This is a genomic window from Bradyrhizobium sp. ISRA442, from assembly GCF_038085055.1.
Classification (GTDB): Bacteria; Pseudomonadota; Alphaproteobacteria; order Rhizobiales; family Xanthobacteraceae; genus Bradyrhizobium.
The window spans coordinates 42,933-64,200 of the sequence record NZ_JALGCN010000001.1 but is presented as its reverse complement, the minus strand read 5'-3'; the positions used below and the strand labels follow the sequence as shown (position 1 = coordinate 64,200).

The window sequence follows — 21,268 nt, the reverse complement described above, 5'->3', positions numbered from 1 at the left end:
GCGGAGAGCTTTGGTGCTGGAGGTCAGCGGGCTGGTGAAGCGGTTCGGCGGCTTCAAGGCCGTCAACAATGTGTCGTTCAGGGTCGATCAGGGCGAGATCCTCGGCCTGATCGGGCCCAACGGCTCGGGCAAGAGCACGATCTTCAACATGCTCTCCGGCACGCTTCCTCCGACCGCCGGATCCATCGTGTTCGCCGGGCACGAGATCGCGGGCCTCGCCCCGCATCGGATCATCAACCGCGGCATCGGCCGCACCTTCCAGATTCCGCGGCCGTTTCGTCGCCTGACCATCTTCCAGAACGTCGCGCTCGCCGGCTTCTACGGCCAGGGCCGCCACAGCCGCGTCAAGGCCGAGGAGGCGGCGGAGCGCGCGCTCGCGATGGTCGGCCTTCCGACCGATCGGCATGCACCTGTCGACGGCTTAGGGGCAGCCGGCCTGAAGAAGCTCGAACTTGCGAAGGCGCTCGCGACCGCGCCGAAATTGTTGCTCGCCGACGAGAGCCTAGGCGGCCTCGACGAGACCGAGATGGACCAGGCCGCCGAGATGCTGCGAAAGATCCGCGACGAACTCGGCATCACCATCATCTGGGTCGAGCATATCATGGGCGTCCTGATGCGCGTGGTCGACCGCGTCATGGTGCTCGATCACGGCGAGAAGATCTCGGAGGGACTGCCGAGCGCGGTTGCGTGCGATCCGCGCGTGATCGAGGTCTATCTCGGCACCGATGCCGAGACCACGCAGGCGGCGGCCGCAGAAGCGCGCCGCCGGGCCGGAGTGTAGCGCGATGCTGGAGCTTCGTTCCGTCGATGCCGGCTATGGCAGCTTCCAGGCGCTGTTCGACGTCAATCTCGACGTGAGGGCCGGCGAGGCGGTCGGCGTCATCGGGCCGAACGGCGCCGGCAAGACCACGCTGATGCGCGTGATTTCGGGCCTGATCCGCCCCTCGCGCGGATCGATCCGGATGGAGGGCGTCGATGTGCTGACGACGCCGGCACACCGCATCGTCGGACTCGGTATTGCGCATGTGCCGGAGAACCGGCGGCTGTTTCCGCGGCTTTCGGTCGACGACAATCTGAAGATGGGCGCGTTCATGAAGGCGTCGCGCCGGACATACGCCGAGCGGCTCGATTTCGTCTTCGAGCTGTTTCCACGCCTGAAGGAGCGCCGCCATCAGATGGCCGGCACCATGTCCGGTGGCGAGCAGCAGATGTGCGCGATCGGCCGTGCGCTGATGTCGAATCCGAAGCTGCTGCTTCTCGACGAGCCCTCTGCGGGGCTCGCACCGGTGGTGGTGCAGCAGGTGTTCGAGCTCGTCAAACGGATCCGCACAAGCGGCCTGACGGTGCTGATCGTCGAGCAGAACGTGCAGCAGGTGCTGCGCGTGGTCGACCGCGCCTACCTGATCGAGGCGGGTACGATCCGCAGCTCGGGCACGTCGGCCGAGATGCTGGAAAGCGACACGGTCAAGGAAGCGTATCTCGGGGTGTGAAGGTGGGCGCGGCACATGCAGGCATTTCTTGATATCTTCGACATCTACCTGCTGGAGGCCGTGATCAACGGCATCCTGCTCGGCGGCGTGCTGGCGCTGCTCGCGCTCGGGTTGAACCTGATCTTCGGCGTCATCGACGTGACGTGGATCTGCTATGCCGAGCTCGTGATGATCGGCATGTACGCGATGTATTTCATGGTGCAGTATTACGGCGTCAGCTATTTCATCGCCGCGCCGTTCACCATCCTCCTGGTTGCGCTACTCGGCGCCTTGTTGCACTACCTCGTGATCGCGCCGCTGCTGACTGCGCCGCCGATCAACCAGTTGCTCGCGACCGGCGGCGTGCTGTTCGTGCTCCAGAGCTTTGCCACCGTCGCCTTCGGCATCGATTTCCGCAATCTCGGCATCCGCCTGCCAGTGCTGGCCTTCGGCGACATGAATTTCAGCTACGCGCGACTGCTCTCGTTCCTTGCCGCGCTGGTCGGCATGGTGGCGGTCTATCTGTTCATGACCCGCACGTTCACTGGCACCGCGATCCGCGCCATCTCCCAGGACCGCCAGATCATGGCGCTGATGGGGGTCGATGCGAAGAGGATCTATCTCATCACTTCGGCGCTGGGCGGCGCACTGGCCGGGCTGGCGGCCTGCCTCCTGGTGCTGCAATACGACGTACATCCTTTCGTCGGCCTGTCGTTCGGGCCGATCACCTTCCTGATCTGCGTGCTCGGCGGGCTCGGCAATTTCATCGGCGGCTTCGTCGCCGCCTTCGTGTTCGCCGAGATCATCTCGCTCGGCGGACTGTTCTCCGATCTCGAATGGGGCTATGTGCTCGCCTTCGCCTTTTTCATCGTCATGATGTTCATCCGGCCCGCGGGCCTGCTTACGAGGCGCCGATGATGCGGCAGGGCCGGCTTGCGGCGTGGACGGTCGGATTGGCGGCACTGATCGCGCTGCCTTTCGTCTATCGCGATCCCTACCATCTGCACATCCTCGTGCTGATCCTGATCTGGTCGTTCGCCTACACCTCCTGGTCGATGATGGGGCGGTTCGGCCTCGTCTCGCTCGGCCACGGCGGCTTCATGGGGATCGGCGCCTATGTCACCGCGCTGCTCTGGAATCATCTCGGCCTGTCGCCCTGGATCGGCATTCCCGTCAGCATGGTCGCGGCCGGCGCGTTGGCGCTGGTCGTCGGCTATCCCTGCTTCCGCTTCCGCATCACCGGACATTATTTCGTGCTGGTGACGCTGGCGCTCTCCGGCATCGTGCTCCAGGTCATCACGGCGACGCGCGACTATACTGGCGGCTCGCTCGGCTATACGCCGAACCGCGCCTTGACAAACAAGCTGCTGGCGCTGCAATTCGACGACAAGACGACCTGGTACCTGATCGCGCTTGCGGTCTGGCTCGCCGGACTCCTGGTATGGCACTTGGTCGACCGCAGCATGAGCCGCTACGCGCTGGAAGCGATCTCGGAAGACGAGGACGCTGCGGCGGCCGCCGGCGTCGACGTTACCGCCGAGAAGCTGAAGATCACGCTGATCAGCGCGCTGATGACTGCGCTCGCAGGCGCGATCTACTGCCAATACCAGATGTTCATCACGCCAGACACCGTCAGCGGCATCGCGGTGTCGCTGCAGATGGTGTTCGCGGCCATCGTCGGCGGCCTCTTCGTCTCGCTCGGTCCGACCGTCGGCGCCATCATCACCATCCTGCTCGCGGAGACCTTGCGGATCGGCTTCGGCACCAAGGCAGTCGGCTGGGACAACCTCGTCTACGGCGTGCTGCTCGTCCTCTTCATCATATTCCTTCCCAAGGGCATCCTTGGTAGCGTGCTCGACCGATTGAAGCCGCAACGCAAGGTATCCCCGAGCTCATGAGCAAGAAGCCGTCAGAATCGCTCGCCGAACAACTCGACAGATACATCACACCCTTCCGCCATGACGGGTCCGGCAAGTTTCGCCTCAAGGCGCACAAGACCGACGAGAAAGGCGGCCTCGACAAGGAGCAGGGGCTGGAGATCCTCGAGGCCAACAAGAAGCGCCTCATCGATTTCCAGGAGAAGCTCTACGCCCAGGACCGCTGGTCGGTCTTGATCGTGCTCCAGGGCATGGACGCCGGCGGCAAGGACTCCGCGATCAAGGCGATCTTCGAGGGCATCAACCCGCAGGGATGCGAGGTTCATCCGTTCAAGCAGCCGAGCAGCAAGGAGCTCGACCACGACTTCCTCTGGCGCCATGTGCTCGCGCTGCCCGAGCGCGGCCATATCGGCATCTTCAACCGCTCCCATTACGAGGAATGCCTGGTGACGCGCGTGCATCCGGAGATCCTCGCCAAACAGAAACTGCCGCCAAAGCTTGTCACCAAGAACATCTGGAGAGAGCGGTTCGAGGACATCTCCGCTTTCGAGCGGTACCTGGCGCGCAACGGCACGGTGGTGCTGAAGTTCTTCCTCAATCTTTCCAAGGAAGAGCAGCGCCAGCGCTTCCTCGACCGGCTGGAGGATCCGGCCAAGCAGTGGAAGTTCTCCATGGGCGATATCGAGGAGCGCGCGCTGTGGCCGCGCTATCAAGCGGTCTACCAGGATATCGTCCGGCATACTGCGACGCCTCATGCGCCTTGGTATGTCGTGCCGGCCGACCACAAATGGTTCGCGAGGGTCGTGATCGGCTCGGTGATCGTCGCAGCGCTTGAAAAGCTGGACCTGCGATTTCCGCGTGCCGACAAGGCTTCGCTGCGGGAGTTCGGGGCGGTGCGGGAAGCGCTGGAGAACGAGGGGAAGGGAGGCAGGAAGCGCGCAAAGTGACCGCAGATGGGACCGGCAACCAAAAGAATGTCAATTTCGCGCTCCAGGGCGGCGGCGCGCATGGTGCCTTCGTCTGGGGCGTGCTGGACCAGGTGCTCGAGGACGGCAGGCTCGCAATCGAGGCGATCAGCGCCACCAGCGCCGGTGCGATGAATGCGGTGGCGCTGGCCTCGGGCATGGCCATCGGCGGGGCCGAGGCGGCCCGGCAGAACCTGCATGCGTTCTGGTACGAAGTCTCGCGGATGGATCAGGTCTATGACCTGCTTTCGCCGCTCAACCAGTGGATCCAGGCCTTCAGGCTGCCTCCGGAATATCATCCGGTTCATGCCTTCATCCACACCTTGACGCACACGCTGCCGCCGAGCCTGCTCAACCCCTTCCACTTCAATCCGCTCCGGTCCGTGCTGCAACGGGTGGTCGATTTCGACCGGCTCAATTCGTCGCCGGAGGCTCCGCAGCTCTTTCTGAACGCCACCAACGTCCGTACCGGCAAGATCAAGGTGTTCCAGACGCCATTGCTCAGTGCGGACGCCGTGCTGGCCTCGGCCTGTCTGCCTCCGTACTTCCAGGCGGTCGAGATCGATGGCGAGCACTACTGGGACGGCGGCTATCTCGGCAATCCCGCGATTTTTCCGCTGATCTATCGCAAGGGCAGCCACGACGTCATCATCGTGCAGGTCACCGCGATCCGGCGCAACGAGCTGCCGGGGAGCGCCGCCGACGTCCTTCACCGCATCAACGAGATCAGCTTCAATTCGTCGCTGATGCGGGAGATGCGCGCCATTGCATTTGCCACCCGACTGATCGACAATGGGGAGCTCGACAGCAATACGCACAGCCGCATGTTCATGCACTGGATTGGCAATGATCAGTTGATGTCGCAGCTCGGAACGGCCACGCAGTTTCATCCTGAATGGAGCCTCTTGTGCCGCCTGCGTGACGAGGGGCGCGAGGCCGCGCGAAGCTGGCTTACCCAAAACTTTGACCGGATCGGCAATTCCTCTACGGTCGATTTGACCGACATGTTCCTCTGATTCCGAGGTCGTCATGTTGAAGCCGATTGTCGCCATTTCCGCGCTCGTCACGCTCCTGGTGGCTGGTTCCGCGCGCGCCCAGACCTATGCTGGCGGCTCGCCGGTCTGCCTGCGCGTCTTCGGCGAGTTGGAGGGCGAGCGGATGGACTGCATTTTCCCCTCCTTCGCCCAGTGCCAGGCGAGCGCATTGGGCCGCCCGGCGACGTGTCTGAGGAACCCGTATTTCGCGCAAGCCGGTCCCCGCAGGAGCGGGGTGAGGCCGATGCCCTCTCAATACCCGCGGCCCCACCAGTAGCAGAAGCGCTCCACGTTGGCGGGCAGGCTCGCTTCGTAGTTCGCCCATTTCTCGTATTTCGGCAGCTTCACTTCCTTCATCGCGGTGTCGAAGCATTTGCCGGCATCGGCCGCCTTCTTAACCTCCGCCGACAGGTCCTCCATGTAGGCGATGTCGTCCTCGACGTCCTTCTTGGTGCCGAGGCGGCCGCCGGCATAGGGATGGCCCGGAATCATCCGCTCCCAGTCGAGCGCGGCAAGCTTCTTCAGCGAGGCGATGTATTCCAGCGGCGACGCATTGTCCGGGATGTTGCGGAACTGGACGGATTCGATCGGCGCGAAGTCGACGACGAAGACGAGCTTCTCCTTCGGCAGTCGCATCACCAGCGAATTGTCGGAATGATTGCGACCGACATAGTTCAGCTCCAGCGTGGTGCCGCCGAGCGTGATTGTTTTCTTGTCGTCGACTACCTGGTCCGGCATCACGACGTCGGCCAGCAGTGCATTCTGCTTCTTCAGCTCGAGCAAGCGCTCCTTGGTCCGCCGGTGGGCGATGAAGGTGGCCCCGAGGTCCTTGAAGGGTTGCCCGCCGGCGATGTGGTCGTAATGGTGGTGGCTGTAGATGACGTATTTGATCGGCTTGTCGGTGACCGACTTGATGGCGTCGATATAGGGCTTTGCCGGACGCAAATACGAGATCGGGTCTGTCGCGATCACGCCCTGCGGCGTCACCACGAACATCGACTGATGGCCGCCATAGCGGAAGATGTAGACGTTCTCGGTGCCGTCGACCTTTTTGGTCGAGCTCTGCGGCGGACTCTGCGCGGCAGCCGATCCAACTCCGGCAGCGAGCGCGGTGAGCACGGTGAGGCAAGTCGATATCTTCATGTTTTGCTTTCTGAGAATAGTTAAATTAGGAGTGCGGGCGAGAGGCGGATATCCTCGTCGAGACAAACGCTGCGGAGAAGATTTTATTCCGCTGCATCAAGTCGCGGACCATCGCCGCCGCGGAACAAAACGCCCTTAAATGTGATCTCTGCGACCTTGATCCCGCTTGACACTATTGTGTCGCGGGAGGAGCATTCCGCGGGTCGCAAATCTGCGACGCGCAATGTCCAACTCAAGAGCAAGGGGAGGTTTATGACGCCACCTCCGCAAATCCAGCCGCGTTGATTGCGATGGAGCTCGTTCGGACTATCGCATAGCGGCTCAAATCCGCGAACGGCACGCCGGGACAAGGTTTAAGCGGGCTGCATCAGTGAGGCAAAGCCCCTTACCTTCCCGGCGCTGTATTTTGGAATCCGCTCATTGCGTTGGGCGACCGTGACGGGGCCTGCGCACAACGCGTTTGACATCTGCTTTCTCTCTCTTCTCCTCCTCGCCGTCATCCCGGGCCGAACCCAGGGATGACGGGGAGCGGCTTTTTGCTCCCGTGCGCGGCAAGCGGCTGCCATTCCTGCATCGCGGCAAATGCCAAGAGAAAGTCGTCTCGCAGGCAAACTTCCGACACAGGACCGGGGCGAATAGCACAACCCGACATGACGCATGCGCCACGGCGGCGACGACTCTCGCCTCCGCCGGGCGCAGCTATTTTTCTTGGGGAATCTTCGTGCCGCACAAGCTCGTCCCGGCGCTGCTCGCTGTCCTCTTCCTTGCAGTCTCGGCCTTCCCTGGTGCCCGCGCCGAGCCGCCTGCGCCGGCAACAAACGGGACCGTGGCGCTCTCGCCGGACGAAGCGAAGCGCGCGCTGGAAACCCTCCAGGACGACCAGAAGCGCGCCCAGATGATCAACACGCTGCGCGCGCTCGCCGGTGCATCGAACCAGCAGCAACCCGCGCCAGCCGCGCCCGAACAGAAATCGCCGATTCCGTTGTCGGCCGATGGGCTCGGTGCGCAGCTCTTGCTGAGCGTGTCGGAGGAGATCGGCGATATTTCGCGCGAGGTCGCCGAGATCGCGCGGACGCTGACGCACTTTCCGGCCTTCTACTACTGGTTCTTGCGCACGGCGAATGATCCCGCCGCCTATAATCTCCTGATCGAAATCGCCTGGAAACTGGCGTTGGTGTTCGGCTGCGCCTTCTGCGCCGAGTGGGTGATCTTCCGGCTGATCCGGCGTCCGGTCGCATTCCTGGAATCGCGGGTGCCGCAGACCGCGCGCCTGCCGGTGCAGGCGCTGCCCATAGCCGATCCGCCATCCTCCGCCGTCGATGTCGCCGCCGCGCCTGAGCTGTACCGGCGCCGCGCCACCCTGGCGCGGGCCTGGCAGCTCTTCCTGCGGCTGCCCTTCGTGCTCGGACGCCTGGTCCTCGAACTGCTCCCGGTGTGCGTTTTCGTCGGTCTCGCCACGGCGCTGCTGGGAACGGAGATCGGCGAGCCTGTAACGGTGCGCCTCGTTATCCTCGCGGTCGTCAACGCCTACGCGTTCTCGCGCGGGCTCATCTGCCTCGTCCGCGCTTTGGCGGGGCCGTACGGCCTGTTTCCGGTTCGCGCCGAGACCGCGGCCTATGTCGAGATCTGGGCGCGCCGCATCGTCGGCGTCGGGGTGACCGGCATCGCCTTTGCCAACGTGGCGCTACTGCTCGGCCTGCATCGCGCGGGCTATGCGGCCCTGCTGCGCATGGTGATGCTGATCGTGCATCTCTTCATCGTCGTTATCATCCTGCAGTGCCGTCGCCAGGTTGCGGAGGCCATCCGCGCGCCCGCCGACCGGCAGGGGCTTGCGGCCCGCTTGCGCAACCGCGTCGCCGGCGGCTGGCACTATCTCGCGATCGCGCTCGACCTCGCGCTGTGGGCGGTCTGGGCGCTGAACATCCGCAACGGCTACTCGCTGCTGCTCCAATATTTCGTCGGCACCATCGCGGTCGTGCTGATCACGCGGGTCGTCACCATGGTGACGCTGAGCCTGATCGACCGCGGCTTCCGCATCAATCCGGAGATCCTGCAGCGTTTCCCCGGCCTGGAGACTCGTGCCAACCGTTATCTGCCACTACTGCGGAAAATCGTCTCAAGCGTCATCGCCTTCATCGGCTTGGTGGCCGTGCTCGAGGTCTGGGGCGTCGATGCCATCGTCTGGTTCTATGGCGGCCAGATCGGCAGCCGATTGATCTCGGCCGTGGTGACGATCGGCATCGCCGCAGTCATTGCCGCCGCAATCTGGGAAGCCAGCAACGCATTGATGGACCGCCAGATCAACGTGCTGTCGCGGGACGGGCACTACGCCCGTGCCGCGCGACTGCGCACGTTCCAGCCGATGCTGCGGACGGTGCTGTTGTGCGTGATCGCCGTCGTCGTCGGTCTCACCGCGCTGAGCGAGATCGGCGTCAACGTCGCACCACTGCTTGCCGGCGCCGGCATCGTCGGCATCGCCATCGGCTTCGGCTCCCAGAAGCTGGTGCAAGACCTCATTACCGGCCTGTTCCTGCTGCTGGAGAATACGGTCCAGGTCGGCGACAACGTCAGCGTCTCGGGTCTGACCGGCGTGGTCGAGAACGTCTCGATCCGCACCATCCGCCTGCGCGCCGGCGACGGCGCCGTGCATATCGTGCCGTTCAGTGCGGTCACGACCATCACCAATTCCAGCCGCGGCGCCGGCAATGCGTCGGTCAGCATCAACGTCGCCTACAAGGAAGACACCGACCGCGCCGGACAGATCCTCAAGGAGATCGTCGACGAAATGCGCCGCGAGCCGGAATTCCGCGCGGCTATCCGCGGCGATCTCGAGCTCTGGGGTATCGACAAGGTCGACGGCGCGATGGTGTCGATCGTCGGCCAGATTCGCTGCACGGATTCGGGTCGCTGGCCGGTGCAGCGCGAATTCAACCGCCGCATGAAGCTCCGCTTCCAGCAGTCCGGTATCGAGATCGCATCCCCGGTCCAGACCATTTTGATGCAGATCGCGCCGCCGGCCGATGCGGCCGCGAATCCGACGCCGCGCCGGGCGACCGCATAGCCGCCCGGTCAAATTTCCCGCTTGCCTCGGCCCACGCGGCAGCGTTCACTCCGGCTCCAGTCTGCTGCCAACATGCGGGCGACAAAAAGAGTGGGGGAGAGAATGACGCGGGGGCTGTGGGCCGGATTGCGCGGCCCAGTGATCACTTGTGCGTTGATCGTTTGCGCGGTGACCGGATCTGCGGTGTGGACCGCGCCGGCCAGCGCCCAGCCGTTTCCGTCACGTCCCATCACGCTGGTCGTGCCGTTCGCCGCGGGCGGGCCGACCGATACGCTGGCGCGCATCCTGTCCGAGCGGATCGCGGCCGAGCTGCACGTGACGGTCGTGGTCGAGAACGTGGCGGGCGCCTCCGGCAGCATCGCCGGGGCCCGCGTCGCGCGCGCGAGCCCGGACGGCACGACGATCACGATCGGTCATTGGGGCACGCATGTGCTGAACGGCGCGATCTTCAAGCTGCCCTATGACGTGGTCGCCGACTTCGAGCCGGTCGCGATGGTCGCGATGGGGACGCAGCTCATCGTCGGCAGGAAGACGCTCAAGGCCGACAATCTCAGGGAGCTGATCGCCTGGCTCAAGGAAAACCCCGGCAAGGCCACCGCCGGGACGGCCGGCGCCGGCACGGGCGCGCATGTCGCCGGTGTGTTCTTCAAGACCAAGACCGGTACCGATTTCCAGTTCGTGCCCTATCGCGGCGCCGGGCCGGCCATGATCGATCTCGTGGCCGGGCAGATCGACATCATGTTCGATCAGGCCACCAATTCACTGCCTCAGGTCAAGAACGGCGCGATCAAGGCGTTTGCCGTGACGTCACCGACGCGGCTTGCGTCCGCGCCCGACATTCCGACCGTCGACGAGGCGGGCCTGCCCGGCCTCTACATTTCCTACTGGCACGGCGTCTGGACACCTAAGAACACGCCGAAAGATATTGTCACGAAACTCAATGCGGCAATCATCGCGGCGCTTGCCGATCCGTCTGTCAAGCAGCGCTTCGCCGAATTGGGGCAGGAGATTCCGCCAGTGGAGCAGCAATCGCCCGCAGCCCTCGCGGCCTTCCAGAAGGCCGAGACCGAAAAATGGTGGCCGGTCGTGAAGGCCGCGGACATCAAGCCGGAGTAGCATCGCCGCGCAAGCCGAAGCTAACATGGCACTAGCGGCGCGAGTCCTTGAAGCGTCGCGAAATCGGCTGGTCCGTGGTCGGGATTGCCCGCAGTTGCGCTGTCTCGCTCAGCCCCACTTCGCGGCTGTGCTCCGTCGGCCGAAACTCATGGAGCAGCGGCAGGGGGCGGCGGCATATTTGTCCGCATTTGAAGAACATTGCGAACAGCGGCATAGCTACCCGGTAACCATTTCCTCGCGAGGAGTGGAGAACTGACATCGGGTTAACGTGTTCCCATGATTGACTGTGCAACTTATCCGGGAAATCTCCAGTGATTAGTCCGCCATGCCGCTCAGATCGCGCTTCTCTTGCCTGCCCAGCAGCCGTCCCGCTTGGTTCTCGCATCGCTGGTGCTTTCATCGGTTTGGGGGGCCTTGGGGCTCTGCATTGAGTGCTGCGGCAAGCCGTGACTGATGGCGCAGGAGCCTTAAGAGATGCTCGGCAGGACACATAGAGATCGTCACAAGAGTGGAGCGGCTGGCCTGCTCACCGCGCTAATTCTCGCTTGTCCAATGGGAGCTACCCTGGCGCAGCCAAGTGACCGTTTCTGCGTCGTCCCCGTGAGGGACGGTGCTCCCACAGAGAAGGACGCCAATGAAGCCTGGCGAATAAGCGAAGATGTATTTCTCATTCCAGGTCTTCCTGGACCTGTCTTCACTCCAGTCAATCGGGGCGGACAATGGACAATCAATGCTGAGCGCAGGCTGGTGCCATATCATGGCGCCTTTCCGCACAACTTTCTTGATAAGAGCCGGTTTGTCATTGAGCCGTGGAGCCGGCGTGTCGTAGCGGTTAGCCACGTAGGCGGAATTTCGGTCCTTCGTCCGGATACTGAGCAGTTCGCTCCCATCGAGGACGATAACCCTCGCTCTGACCAAGCAAGCCTAGGTCCGTTTCTGTTGCCGCGGCAAAAGCTGACGGTCGTCGTCTCCGGCCAAGGATTACCGAAGGTCGTGGAAGACCGATCGCTCCGCACCTGGATGTCGGAAGAACAAATGACTGCTCATGGAATACGCGGAATCTATAGCATTCATGATGCACCTTTGCTTTCGGCTGCCGTCATCCTTGATCTCGATCGGAAGATCCATATCGTCACCGACGACGGCCGATGGCAGGACGTCGGGAGCATCGGCAAGGACGACTACGGACGTCTCATTGAAGCGGCCGGCGTGGCCTTGCTCATAGCGCAAAAATCCGTTGTTGCGATCCGCAAAAACGTGAGTACGGGAGATCCGCAATTCTCGGCTGAGGTTCTGGCAACCACCAGTTCAAACGGCGCCGGATTGTCTTTCTCCGAATCTCGCCTGTTCGGGCAAATCCTGACCTACGCCGCCGGCGGGTGGTTCGATGCAAAGATGCGCTGGCGGCGCATCGCGCGTGATGGACAACTCGAAGACGTTCCGGGAGGACGCCTCGGGTTACCTCGGCGCGATCTCTTCGGGTATGGGCGAATACAAGATCTTCCAACCATTGGCCGAAGTCTCATTGAAGCTCCTGAAGGTTTTTTCCTCTACGACGGAAAGGCAATAAGGCCGGTAGTGGATGGCGGCCGAGATCGACTTGGTGATTTGCCACGCGTGTACGATCTACCGTCGATCAAGCGGGTCTTGGTCGTCACGAGATCCGGATGGTTCGAACTGCGGCCAGAGGGAAACATGGTCGCGCTCTCAATGCCCTTTCCGGTCGAGGGTTTGCCAATGGCTGAAATCGCGGATTGGCCGGAGTCCGCCGTGGCACTGGTTTCCACGCGCGCTGGCCTGTTCAGCCTGGATGCGAACCTCAACGCCACGCCGGTTGCCGGTGGAGATCATATTGGCCTGGGCTGGCTGGGATTTTCCAAAGGAGCAAATCCTGCAACCGGCGAAATGATCCTGACAGGGCGATACGGCCTGTTTCTTGCGGTCGACTCCCAGCACAGTCGAGACCATATCTGTCGTGATCAGCAAGAGCTCGAAAGCAAGATTTCGCGATCAAACCTTTGCTTGAGGCCGATATCAGGCACCGACGGGGAGTCGATCGGCTTCGCTTTGGGCCGGATGATCGAGGCGCCGGATGGTCGTCAATTGTTGTTCGACACTGTGAAAGGTCTCTTCTCTCTCGGTCCGGACGATACAATCAGGCAACTAGAAAGTCGGGGCGGCCAGTTCACGCGCGATCTCGTTCAATTGCCATGGTCTGGGGGCGTAGTCGCCGGGGGGACATTGGAAAGCGTTATCAGTTCAGATCTATCGGTCCAGCAACTAGCGACCCTTCAGTACAGCGAGATTCTCGGGGTCTTTCCGTCGATAGAATCCGTCCTGGTTGTGGACGGCAACTCCGGGGGGCCGATCAAAATGATCCGCATGGAGGGAACCGGCTATCGCCGGACGAATACCCCGGTTAGAAGGAGCGACATTGAAGCGATCGTTGATGCGCCTTGGTTTGGAGGTCCGATCGTTGGGAATTGGCGCGGGCTGTTCTTGATGCGGCACGATGGCGCTCTGGCTCCCTTCGACGCGGAGGGCATCAAGCAATATTTTCCTGGGATTTTCCATTTTTCAAACCGGACGCACACCTATGGGGCAAAAAGCTTTTTTTCCGTCCGCCGCTTCCAGACGGTCTATGTGTGGAACGATGGATGGTTCATGATAACGCCGGACAGGCGTTGGCGATTTGTCGCGGGACTGCCGCGGGAAGCAATTGTGCTCACGACATTCGAACCGGAAACTGGCGACGTTCTGTTCGGGACTAACCTCGGTATCTACTCAGTCAGTCAGCAAGGGCAAGCGAGAAGACTAGACGATATTCATGGTCCAATGCGTTCCATCAGAGCGTTCGCCGAGGCACAGGGAGATCAAGGTATCTTGGCAGTTGGCGACGAAGGTTTGTTCGTAGTGCGAAAAGACTCTCTCGGCGTGGAGCAAGTGGCTAACGGTTCTGACGAAGTTGTCGGTTCAGTGCGCCAGATTGTTGCTTCGAAATTCGCCGGGCTCAACATCATCGAAACGTCACTCGGAGGTTATTCATTCGACGGAGCAACTCTGAAAATCATTGAAGACTTTAACTCTGCCCGTGGTGTATCGGGCCTTGCGGCATTTCCACGGCTCGGTCGCATGATCGCGAAAGGACCAAGCGGCGGGCCATTGCTATTCGAGCTAAATGAGCGCGACGCTTCGACTAAGTGCAGCCAACCACTTGCGCGCTAGTGGACTGCGTTATTCGCTTAAACCGACTCCCTTAGGAGCATTGACCACCTACGTTAGGTTCGTCACTCAATTGATCTTCAAAATCACCTTCATTTCGTTGCCGCGAGCGCAATTGCTGGCGCAGTCCTAGGTGGAGCCTTCGGATTCTGCCTGTGGAGATTTGACGTGGCATATCCGGCAAGAGAACCGAAGCAGCCGCTTAACCGGATTGGTGAAGCGGGGGGCATCGGTTCGTGAGGCACAGGACGGCGTTGATCCAATGCCTCCACGCTCAGTGGATCGCCACCAAATTCTATGCAACGGCGGGCGCCATACTTGCGGCGTTAGCTTTTACTGCGCCGGTCTTGGCTTGCCAACGGCCAGATCAGTAAGGACTGAGGAAGCTGGGTAGCGCTGTGGCGCTGTGCGGCAAGCCGGAGTGGGCGGACTCGCTATTGGCTTAAACCGACTCGTTTTTGCCTTTGGGGCACACGGGCGTCTCGAAGGATAGCCGTGGGCGAGATCGGGGCCTTCATGGTTCGAGACGCGCGTTCCGCGCTCTTCACCATGAGGGGTGGGAGCTTTGCGGCGTTAACTTTTTCGCCGCCCGCGATTTGCGGTATTTACGGAGTTCTCGCTGCGGTGCGAGATCACAATCGACGCACGCGTGGCAACATCCTTGATCTACATGCAGCGGTGGCCGACAATGTTTGCGGTCCAATAAGAAACTCCCTGGGGGAATTCGTGAATAGACCTAACCGGGTCAGTGCCCACTCGACATCATCTTCATCTTCCACCGCTCTGCATGGCATGACGCTCTTGCGCGATCCCTTGCTCAACAAGGGCACCGCCTTCACGGAAGCGGAACGCGGCGCGCTCGGCTTGCGCGGTTTGCTGCCGTCCTGCGTGCTGACCATGGAAACGCAGGTCGAGCGGGTGCTTACAAATCTGCGCACGCTGCCGACCGACCTCGAGAAATACGTCGCGCTGAACGCGCTGCATGATCGTAACGAGACGCTGTTCTTCCGCGTCGTCTGCGACAACATCGACGAGATCCAGCCGATCATCTACACACCGACGGTCGGACTCGCCTGCCAGAAATACGGCCTGATCTTCCAGCGGCCGCGCGGCATGTTCATCTCCTCGCGCGATCGCGGCCAGATCGCCGAGATCCTGAAGAATTGGCCCTATCCGGCGAAACTGATCGTCGTGACCGACGGCGAACGCATCCTCGGCCTCGGCGATCTCGGCGCCAACGGAATGGGCATTCCGGTCGGCAAACTCTCGCTCTATTCGGCCTGCGCCGGCGTGCATCCGGAGCAATGCCTGCCGATCGTGCTCGACGTCGGCACCAACAATGAAGAGCTCCTGAACGATCCCTATTATCTCGGCCTGCGTGAGCGGCGGCTCACGGGCGAGGCCTATGACAGCTTCGTCGACGAGTTCATGCAGGCGGCACGGAAGACGTTCCCGGGCGTGCTGATCCAGTTCGAGGATTTCGCCAACCACTCGGCGTTCAAGCTGCTGCACAAATATCGCGACGAAGCCTGCGTCTTCAACGATGATATCCAGGGTACCGCGGCGGTCGCGCTTGCCGGCCTGTTCTCGGCGCTGAAGGTCTCTGGCGGCAAGCTCAGGGACCAGAAGATCCTGTTCCTCGGCGCAGGCGAGGCGGCGACCGGGATCGCCGATCTCGTTGTCTCGGCCATGATGGCGGAGGGCGCTTCGGAAGCCGAAGCGCTCAGGCGCAACTGGCTGGTCGATTCCCGCGGCCTCGTCGTCAACGGCCGCGCAGGGCTCTCCGGCCATAAGCTGCGCTATGCCCATGCCGACCAGGCGCCGATCGCCGACTTCCTCACCGCGATCAGGACGCTGAAGCCGACGACGATCATCGGCGTTGCCGCGGTCGGCAGCGCCTTCACGCCCGATGTGCTCAAGGCGATGGCCGAGCTCAACGAACAGCCGATCGTGTTCGCGCTCTCCAACCCGACCTCGAAGGCCGAATGCTCGGCGGAGGACGCCTATCGCTATACCGAGGGCCGCGTGCTGTTCGCCTGCGGCAGCCCCTATGATCCCGTGACGCTCAGCGGCCGCACCTTCGTGCCGCGCCAGGGCAACAACTCCTACATCTTCCCCGGCGTCGGGCTTGGCGTCATCGCCAGCGGATCGCGGTTGGTAACGGACGAGATGTTCATGGCGGCTGCGCATTCGCTCGCCGATTGCGTCGGCAAGGAGGACCTCGCGCAGGGCAGCCTCTATCCGGCGCTGCCCCGCATCCGCGAGGTCTCGGCGCGCATCGCCGCCGCCGTCGCGCAAGTGGCCTACCAGCGCGGGCTGGCGGATGGACCCGCGCCCAACGACCTGATGGGCCAGGTCACCTCCCAGATGTACGAGCCGCATTACTGAGCGGCCCGGCCCCGGTCGGGCAATCGCATGTGACGCGGGCACTCACTTAGTGTGCTGACGCTTCCGCGATCGTCATGGCCGGGCAGAAGGACGGCGTCGCTTCCGCTCGCCTATGTCCCGGCCATCCACGCCTTCCGCGCGGCACAAAGAAGAACGTGGATGCCCGGGACCCGGCTCCGCCACGGCTTCGCCGGGCCTTCGATGTTGGGCCGGCGAAGCTTCAGCGAAGACGGCAAGCCCGGGCATGACGACCTCCTGAAGTTTCGCATAGCGTGATCACGCCGCCCCCTGGCGGCCTGCGGTTAGGTCAGCACGGCGATACCATTTCAGGTGGAATCGCCGTTGCGCCGCGCGTCCGTATATGCGACGGTCTGTAGCGTTACAAGAAGCTTCCAACCGCAAGGTCAGGCACCATGGACGATCGTTTGCCCGAACTGGGCGACCTCGAGCGCGAGGTCATGCAATTGGTTTGGGCCCACGGTCCGGTGACGGCCGAGGTCGTGCGCGAGCGGCTGTCGCGGCGTCTGAAGGAATCGACCGTGCGCACCGTGCTGCGCCGGCTGGAGGAGAAGGGCTATGCGCGGCACACGGTGGACGGACGCACCTACGTCTATCACGCCGCCGAGCCGCGCGCGCGCGTGGCCGCCAAGGCCGTGCAGCGCATCGTCGACTGGTTCTGCAACGGCTCGATCGAGGAGGTCCTCGTCGGCATGGTGGACAATGCGATGCTCGACCAGCAGCAACTGCGCACGTTGGCGGACCAGGTGGCCAAGGCGAAGAAGGCGAGGGGAGTGAAGAAAGAATGATCGCAACTCTGGCAGAGGCGGCACTCCGCTCGTTCGTGCTTGGAGGCGTCGTCTGGTTCGGTCTCAACCTGTTTCGTGTACACAATCCGCACGTCCACATGACGGCCTGGGTCGTCGTGCTCCTGGCATCGCTGGCGATGCCCTTCGTCATGCACTGGCCGACGCTCACCATCGCGCGGTTGCCCGTGTCCGTGGCGGTGATGCCGGACGATCTCTGGCCCGCTGACATCTCGATGCTGGAAACGCCGCAGCCGGCCCTGCCGGTCGTGACCGGCACTCCCGTCGCACCGCCGCCGAGGAGCGGTCCGTCGGTCGACTGGTGGCTGGTGGCGACGATTGTCTATGCCGGCGTCGCCGGCCTGCTCTTGCTACGGCTTGCCATCGGCCTCTGTCTGACCTGGCGGCTGGCGCGCGCGGCGAAGCCGATGGGCTGTCCGCAGATGATCGATGCCGACGTGCGCATCAGCCGCGACGTCGGCGGTCCTGTCACCTTCGGATCGACCATCCTTGTGCCGCCGCAATTCGCCGGCTGGGATGCGAAGAAGCGCCTCGCGGTGCTTGCGCACGAGGGCGCGCATGTCGCCAATCGCGATTTCTATGTCCTGCTGCTCGCCGCGTTCAACCGTGCGGTGTTCTGGTTCAGCCCGTTCGCGTGGTGGCAGCTCGCGCACCTCGCCGAGCTTGCCGAGATCATCAGCGACGCCCAGGCGATCGAAGTCATCGACGACCGGCTGTCCTACGCCGAAATCCTGCTCGACGTCGCAACGAGCGTGAAGCCGCGGCCGGTGGAGCTCGCGATGGCGCGGGCCTCGACCGTGCGCGCCCGTGTCGAGCGCATCATCGCGGCGGCGGCGCTGCCGGCGGCAGTCGGCTGGCTCAAGCGGCTGTGGATCGCGGCCGCGATCGTGCCGGCCGTGATCGTGTCGACCGGGATGATCGCCTATCGCACGCAGGATCCGGTGCCCGCTGTCGCCGACCTCGGCGAGGCGCCGGCGCAGCACTACCGTCCCTTCGTCAATTTCTACGCCATGGGCCCCGCCTCGGTATTTGCGATCTTCCGGGAGGGCGATGAGCTGTACGGACAGATCACCGGGCAGCGCAAGCTGCGGCTGACGGTTGCCAGCGACGGCACGGCATCCTACCCGGCTACGTTTGGCGAGATTACGTTCCCGATCAATGCGGAACGCCGATCGTCCGAATTGATGCTGCATTTCAACGGCCGCGACGTGCGCGCTTCCCGCATTGCGGAGATGCCGACATCGGCCTCCGATGCGGCGCCGCTCGATCAATATGTCGGCTGGTACCGGCTCGCGCCGAACCGGGTGCTCACGGTCCAGCGCGATGGCGATGGGCTTCAGGTGCAGGAAACCGTACTGGGCCGATCCGCGCTTCTCGCGGAAGGCGCTGACGCATTCTCCATCCGGGGCGACAATCTCCTGATCTTCCTGCGTGACGGGCAGGCGAAGGTGACGCGCGTGCTGCTCCAGAACACGGTTTCCGGCGCCCGCCTCGCGCCGCGGATCGACGCCGCTGTCGCCAGGGCGATCGAAGCGGACTTCGCGCGCCGGATCGCCGAGGTGCCGGATCGCTTCCGGGAGCAGGTCCCCGCCGCCGGCGGCAAGGAGGTGATCCTGCGCGGGATCGAGGACATGCGCCGCGGTACGCCGAACTACGATCGCATGAGCGCGCCGCTTGCGGCGAAGATCCATCTGCAACTCGACGAGCTGCACGCGACGTTCCTGGCGCTCGGCGCGGTGGAGTCGATCTTCTTCCGCGGCGTCGGTCCTGGCGGCTACGACATCTATGGTGCGAAATTCGAGAACGGCACGGCGGAATTCCGCCTGCTGCTCGAGCCCGACGGCAAGGCGGCCGACGTGCTCTTCCGTCCTGACGGCAATGACGAGCTCGGCGGCATCGTCGCCTGTTCGGAAGAGGCAAGCGTGCGCGGCCGCGCCGGTACGTCGCCGATCAGGATCATGGTCTATAACGAAATGGGCGACGACATTCAGGTCTTCAATCTCGATGCTGATGGCAATCGCAGGACGGAGAGCCCCGTCAGGGCCAACATGTCGTGGGCCCACATGACCACGGTGAACAGCCCGTGGGTCATTGCCGACAAGTCGGGGCGATGCCTTGAGATCCTGCTTCCGGGCCGGCAGACGCGCTTCCACAATGTCGAGGCCTCGACCGTGGGAGCGAAGCCGGGGCGCGCCGCGCGCCGCGCCGTTCCGATCGCCAATGGTGAGGAGATGCTGCGGCGCTACATCGAGGGGGTCGGCAAAGGTGAGCCCGACTACGACCACATGACCACTGAGGTTGCAAATATCACGCGTCAGCAGCTTCCATTCGACCAAGCGATCCTGGCGCGGCTCGGGGCGCTGCGCGCGGTCTCGTTCCGCGGCGTCACCGCGCTCGACAGCGACATCTACATCGCCCAGTTCGCCAACGGCGCGGCGGAATGGCGCATCGGCGTCCGGAACGGCACGATCACGAAGATCGCGCTCGGGCCGAATTACTAGGGGCCGCGCCGCCCGCCCGTCAAGCGGGCGGGCGGCTCCCGATTTCTTGACTGCGATGTCTCAATCTCTGCTTGCGAGGCCACAAACTAGTGTTACGATATGTAGCATTACGGTTCGTAACTTCCGATGGGCGGCTCCTGCGCCGCCTGTCCGATAGCCTCAGAGAATTGGGCGTTCGCCATGAGCAATTCTGCAAAGGCCGAAGCTGTGCTGGCCCTTCATCGCTTCGGGATGGGGCCGCGACCTGGATCGATTGCGGCTGTCGGGACTGACCCGCGCGGCGCCCTGATCGCCGAGCTCGACCGACCGCTCGCGCTGGCTGCCGCGGCCACCCTTCCGTCCAGCGCCAAGGCCTTCCGCACGGTAGCCGATGCCAATGCGCGGCGAACCGCGCGCGCCAAGCAGGCCCAGCAGCAAGCGAAGAGGCAGCAGATGGCTGCGGTGCCCGCCATGGCGGAAGATCAGACTCAAGCGCAAGCCCAAACGCAAATCCAGGGGCAGGCGCAGGGTCAGAGCGAGGCGAAGGATGCCGCCGAGATGGCGGCGAAGAGGGCGGCCGAAGCCATTCCTGATCCGGGACGGCCGATCTACTTGCAGGAGGCCAAGCTGCGCACCGAGGCCGCGCTTGCCGCCGATATCGGGTTCGCCGAGCGCCTGGTGTGGTTCTGGTCCAACCATTTCTGTGTCTCGGCCAACAAAATCCAGAGCATGTCCGGCGCCTATGAGCGCGAGGTCATTCGCGCCAATGTGCTCGGTCGTTTCGTCGATCTGCTCCAGGCGGCCGAGGGCCATCCCGCGATGCTGTTCTATCTCGACAATCTCGAGTCGATGGGTGCGAACTCGACTGCCGGCATCAATCGCAGCCGCGGCCTCAACGAGAACTTTGCGCGCGAGATCATGGAGCTGCACACGCTGGGCGTACGCACCGGCTACACCCAGGACGACGTCATCAGCTTCGCCAACGTACTGACCGGCTGGACGCTGGTGCCGCCGGGTGCCGATCCCCAGCACGGTGGCGAGTTCACTTTCAATCCGCGGCTGCACGAGCCCGGGGGGCAGACCGTGCTCGGCAAACGCTACGAGCAGGAGGATGTTGAGCAGGGCCGGGCCGTGCTGCGCGACCTTGCCGCGCATCCGGCGACCGCGACCCATGTCGTGACCAAGCTCGCGCGCCATTTCGTCGCCGACGAGCCGCCGCCGGCGCTGGTCGAACAGATGGCGAAGGCCTTCCGTAACACCGAAGGCGATCTCAAGCAGGTCGCGATCGCGATGGTGTCCTCCGACGAAGCTTGGCGCGGGCCGCCGTCAAAGCTCAAGCGCCCCGGCGAGTGGGTCGTCGGCATGGTGCGCGCGACCGGCATCACGCAGGTCGATCCGGTACGCTACACCGGGGGCCAGGATCTCCTCGGCGAGGGGTTGTGGCGTCCGTCCGCGCCCAAGGGCTATCCGGACGACGAGGCAAGCTGGATCGACGGCGTCGGACGGCGGCTCGACGTCGCCAACTATTTTGCCGAGCGCGTGACGGGCATCACAGACCCTCAGGCAATCATCGATAACGTCTTCGCGTCCGAGATCTCACCCGAGGTGAAGCAGGCGGTCGGGCGCGCCGAGAGCCGGCAGCAGGCGCTGGCGCTGTTGTTCATGTCGGCGGATTTTCAGAGGAGGTGA

At 63.3% G+C, this 21,268-nt stretch carries 14 protein-coding genes and 1 pseudogene; 14 read left to right on the top strand and 1 reads right to left on the bottom strand.

Features of this window, described 5'->3' with window-relative positions; all coding sequences use genetic code 11:
- The first annotated feature begins 13 nt into the window (after window positions 1–13).
- From MTR72_RS00270 to MTR72_RS00240, 7 genes and pseudogenes are all read left to right on the top strand, one after another.
- Entirely contained in the window at window positions 14–781 is a 768-nt protein-coding gene (locus MTR72_RS00270) for an ABC transporter ATP-binding protein (protein WP_341509915.1), read from the top strand.
- Window positions 782–785: 4 nt separating this feature from the next.
- Window positions 786–1,490, top strand: a complete 705-nt coding sequence (locus MTR72_RS00265; protein WP_341509914.1) for an ABC transporter ATP-binding protein — start codon at window positions 786–788, stop codon at window positions 1,488–1,490.
- Between the two features lie 15 nt (window positions 1,491–1,505).
- Window positions 1,506–2,387: a branched-chain amino acid ABC transporter permease gene (locus MTR72_RS00260; protein ID WP_280965728.1), complete on the top strand. Its 882-nt coding sequence runs from the start codon at window positions 1,506–1,508 to the stop codon at window positions 2,385–2,387.
- Window positions 2,384–3,431 (top strand): annotated as a pseudogene (locus tag MTR72_RS00255) (branched-chain amino acid ABC transporter permease). The gene MTR72_RS00260 and the pseudogene MTR72_RS00255 overlap by 4 nt, the downstream one beginning before the upstream one ends.
- Entirely contained in the window at window positions 3,364–4,293 is a 930-nt protein-coding gene (locus MTR72_RS00250; protein WP_341509913.1) for a polyphosphate kinase 2 family protein, read from the top strand. Before MTR72_RS00255 ends, MTR72_RS00250 begins: the two are co-directional and overlap by 68 nt.
- Complete coding sequence (locus MTR72_RS00245; protein WP_341509912.1) at window positions 4,290–5,327, top strand: patatin-like phospholipase family protein; 1,038 nt, start codon at window positions 4,290–4,292, stop codon at window positions 5,325–5,327. Before MTR72_RS00250 ends, MTR72_RS00245 begins: the two co-directional genes overlap by 4 nt.
- A 13-nt stretch (window positions 5,328–5,340) precedes the next feature.
- On the top strand, window positions 5,341–5,622 hold the full coding sequence (locus MTR72_RS00240) for a DUF3551 domain-containing protein (protein WP_341509911.1): 282 nt from the start codon (window positions 5,341–5,343) through the stop codon (window positions 5,620–5,622).
- On the opposite strand, the gene MTR72_RS00235 is transcribed toward MTR72_RS00240, so the two are convergent.
- On the bottom strand, window positions 5,598–6,488 hold the full coding sequence (locus tag MTR72_RS00235; protein ID WP_341509910.1) for an MBL fold metallo-hydrolase: 891 nt from the start codon (window positions 6,486–6,488) through the stop codon (window positions 5,598–5,600). The genes MTR72_RS00240 and MTR72_RS00235 overlap by 25 nt on opposite strands.
- A gap of 721 nt (window positions 6,489–7,209) precedes the next feature.
- Between MTR72_RS00235 and MTR72_RS00230 the strand changes: the two genes are divergently transcribed.
- From MTR72_RS00230 to MTR72_RS00200, 7 genes are all read left to right on the top strand, one after another.
- The gene (locus MTR72_RS00230) at window positions 7,210–9,549 is read left to right on the top strand and encodes a mechanosensitive ion channel domain-containing protein (RefSeq protein ID WP_341509909.1); all 2,340 of its coding nucleotides are present in this window, start codon (window positions 7,210–7,212) and stop codon (window positions 9,547–9,549) included.
- Between the two features lie 102 nt (window positions 9,550–9,651).
- Complete coding sequence (locus tag MTR72_RS00225) at window positions 9,652–10,665, top strand: tripartite tricarboxylate transporter substrate-binding protein (protein ID WP_341509908.1); 1,014 nt, start codon at window positions 9,652–9,654, stop codon at window positions 10,663–10,665.
- A gap of 474 nt (window positions 10,666–11,139) precedes the next feature.
- Window positions 11,140–13,890, top strand: coding sequence for a hypothetical protein (locus MTR72_RS00220; RefSeq protein WP_341509907.1), 2,751 nt, complete (start codon window positions 11,140–11,142; stop codon window positions 13,888–13,890).
- Window positions 13,891–14,613: 723 nt separating this feature from the next.
- Window positions 14,614–16,275: an NAD-dependent malic enzyme gene (locus tag MTR72_RS00215; protein ID WP_341509906.1), complete on the top strand. Its 1,662-nt coding sequence runs from the start codon at window positions 14,614–14,616 to the stop codon at window positions 16,273–16,275.
- 413 nt (window positions 16,276–16,688) lie between these two features.
- A complete protein-coding gene (locus MTR72_RS00210) occupies window positions 16,689–17,081 on the top strand; it encodes a BlaI/MecI/CopY family transcriptional regulator (RefSeq protein ID WP_063704958.1) in 393 nt (130 codons plus the stop codon).
- A complete protein-coding gene (locus MTR72_RS00205; RefSeq protein ID WP_341509905.1) occupies window positions 17,078–19,600 on the top strand; it encodes a M56 family metallopeptidase in 2,523 nt (840 codons plus the stop codon). Before MTR72_RS00210 ends, MTR72_RS00205 begins: the two co-directional genes overlap by 4 nt.
- Before the next feature lie 180 nt (window positions 19,601–19,780).
- Window positions 19,781–21,268 carry a DUF1800 domain-containing protein gene (locus MTR72_RS00200; RefSeq protein WP_341509904.1) on the top strand — a complete coding sequence of 496 codons (1,488 nt, stop codon included), beginning with the start codon at window positions 19,781–19,783 and terminating at the stop codon, window positions 21,266–21,268.

Coding starts and splice junctions, on each gene's coding strand:
- MTR72_RS00205 (WP_341509905.1), top strand. CDS start 17,078: ATGATCGCAACTCTGGCAGAGGCGGCACTCCGCTCGTTCGTGCTTGGA.
- MTR72_RS00235 (WP_341509910.1), bottom strand. CDS start 6,488: ATGAAGATATCGACTTGCCTCACCGTGCTCACCGCGCTCGCTGCCGGA.
- MTR72_RS00225 (WP_341509908.1), top strand. CDS start 9,652: ATGACGCGGGGGCTGTGGGCCGGATTGCGCGGCCCAGTGATCACTTGT.
- MTR72_RS00260 (WP_280965728.1), top strand. CDS start 1,506: ATGCAGGCATTTCTTGATATCTTCGACATCTACCTGCTGGAGGCCGTG.
- MTR72_RS00265 (WP_341509914.1), top strand. CDS start 786: ATGCTGGAGCTTCGTTCCGTCGATGCCGGCTATGGCAGCTTCCAGGCG.
- MTR72_RS00220 (WP_341509907.1), top strand. CDS start 11,140: ATGCTCGGCAGGACACATAGAGATCGTCACAAGAGTGGAGCGGCTGGC.
- MTR72_RS00210 (WP_063704958.1), top strand. CDS start 16,689: ATGGACGATCGTTTGCCCGAACTGGGCGACCTCGAGCGCGAGGTCATG.
- MTR72_RS00240 (WP_341509911.1), top strand. CDS start 5,341: ATGTTGAAGCCGATTGTCGCCATTTCCGCGCTCGTCACGCTCCTGGTG.
- MTR72_RS00200 (WP_341509904.1), top strand. CDS start 19,781: ATGAGCAATTCTGCAAAGGCCGAAGCTGTGCTGGCCCTTCATCGCTTC.
- MTR72_RS00250 (WP_341509913.1), top strand. CDS start 3,364: ATGAGCAAGAAGCCGTCAGAATCGCTCGCCGAACAACTCGACAGATAC.